This is a genomic window from Desulfovibrio sp. 1188_IL3213, assembly GCF_036763145.1.
Taxonomy (GTDB): Bacteria; Desulfobacterota; Desulfovibrionia; order Desulfovibrionales; family Desulfovibrionaceae; genus Desulfovibrio.
Window position 1 is genome coordinate 1 of record NZ_JBAIYR010000449.1, and the last position, 1,725, is coordinate 1,725.

General features: G+C 60.3%; 3 protein-coding genes. 2 read left to right on the forward strand and 1 reads right to left on the reverse strand.

Annotation, left to right across the window (positions count from 1 at the left end):
- Nucleotides 1-323: UbiX family flavin prenyltransferase (locus V6C16_RS12485; protein ID WP_333543357.1), on the forward strand; the 323-nt coding region annotated here is incomplete at its 5' end.
- Nucleotides 324-523: 200 nt separating this feature from the next.
- Nucleotides 524-1,216 carry a metal-dependent hydrolase gene (locus tag V6C16_RS12490; RefSeq protein ID WP_333536624.1) on the forward strand — a complete coding sequence of 231 codons (693 nt, stop codon included), beginning with the start codon at nucleotides 524-526 and terminating at the stop codon, nucleotides 1,214-1,216.
- Nucleotides 1,217-1,365: 149 nt separating this feature from the next.
- On the opposite strand, the gene V6C16_RS12495 is transcribed toward V6C16_RS12490, so the two are convergent.
- Nucleotides 1,366-1,725: flagellin (locus tag V6C16_RS12495; RefSeq protein WP_333536625.1), on the reverse strand; the 360-nt coding region annotated here is incomplete at its 5' end.

Here is a 1,725-nt window from a genome sequence, read left to right on the forward strand (position 1 = left end):
CCGCGGCCATGATCCTGGCTCCGTGCTCTATGGGCACTCTCGGGGCCATAGCCTCCGGGGCCACAGGCAATCTTGTGCAGCGCTCGGCCGATGTGGCCCTCAAGGAACGCCTGCCACTGGTGCTGGTTCCGCGGGAAAGCCCGCTTTCGGCCATTCACCTGCGCAACATGCTGACCCTGCGGGAAGCCGGAGCGGTGATCATGCCCCTCTGCCCGGGTTTTTATCTTAAACCGCAAAATCTGGATGACCTGCTGCTGCAACTGTGCGGCAGAATTTTCGATCAGGTGGGCCTGCCGCACGACATGGGACGATGGCCGGGCTAGTTACGGCATTTTCGCCTTGAGGGAGGCTGTCATCCGGCAGGCGCAGGCGCCACATTTTCCCGTCGTCGCAACATTCCGGGCAGACCCGTGCAGGAAAGCAGCGCCTGCAGACGCTGCTTTCGGGCGCAGAAGCTGCAAACAACACTGTCCCGGCAAACAGGACAGAAATGACGTCAAAGACAACAGCAAGGGAGGCGCGCATGAGCGATATCACCTGGTTTGGACATTCGGCCTTCAAGATCAGCAACCATGACGTGCATGTGGTTATTGATCCTTTTCTGGCGCCGCAATACGGCTTCAGCGTGGACGATGTGGGCCGCGCTGACCTTGTGCTTCTGACCCACGACCACGGCGACCATGTGGGCGAAGCCGTGGCCATATGCCAAAAAACCGGGGGCATGCTCGGGGCCATTGTGGGTACGGCGCAAAAGGCCGCCGCCGGGCTGCCCGACAGCCAGATACTGAACGGCATCGGTTTCAACATGGGCGGTACTCTCACCTGCAAAGGCGCAAGCATCACCATGACCCAGGCTTTCCATACCACAGATTCGGGCTGTCCGGCGGGCTACATCGTGCGCATGCCCGATGGCCTCACCGTTTATCACTCCGGCGACACCTGCGTTTTCGGCGACATGGCCTTGTGGGGGCAGCTTTACTCCATTGATGTAGCCCTGCTGCCCATTGGCGGCGTTTTCACCATGGATGCGCCGCAGGCGGCCCTGGCCTGCAAACTGCTCAATTGCAAGCACGTGATCCCCATGCACTGGGGAACTTTTCCTGTTCTGGCGCAAAACACCCGTGACTTTGAAAAAGAGCTGGCAAAGCAGGACCTGCCCTGCTCCTGCGTAGTTATGGCCCCGGGGCAGACACGCGCCTTTTCTTCGGGACGCTGAGCCGCCATACACGCTGCCTGAGAGAACACAAAAAAACAAGGCCAGTCCGCCAAATGGCGAGCCGGCCTTGTCTGATTTTTATAGCCGCGCAGCACTCCCCTGCCGCAGGGCCGTTCCGGGCAAACGCCCTCCACCACCTGTTTTCAGCCCTACCTCGAAATGAGCGAAAGCGCCATCTGGGGCATGCTGTTGGCCTGCGAAAGCATGGCAACAGCGGACTGGGTGAGGATCTGGTTGCGCACGAACGCCGTCATTTCCGTGGCCACGTCCACGTCGGAAATGCGGGATTCGGCCGCCTGCAGGTTCTGCGTCTGGGTCGTCAGGTTGGAAATGGTGTTTTCCAGCCTGTTCTGCAATGCGCCAAGGTGTGCGCGGATCTTGTCCTTGGAAACCACGGCATTGTTCAGCCCCACAAGAGCCTTCTGCGCCGCTTCCTGGGTGGAAACAGTACGGGCGTCAGCCTCGTCGGTGAAAGCCTTAGCCTGATTGCCCACACCCAGGGCCGAGGC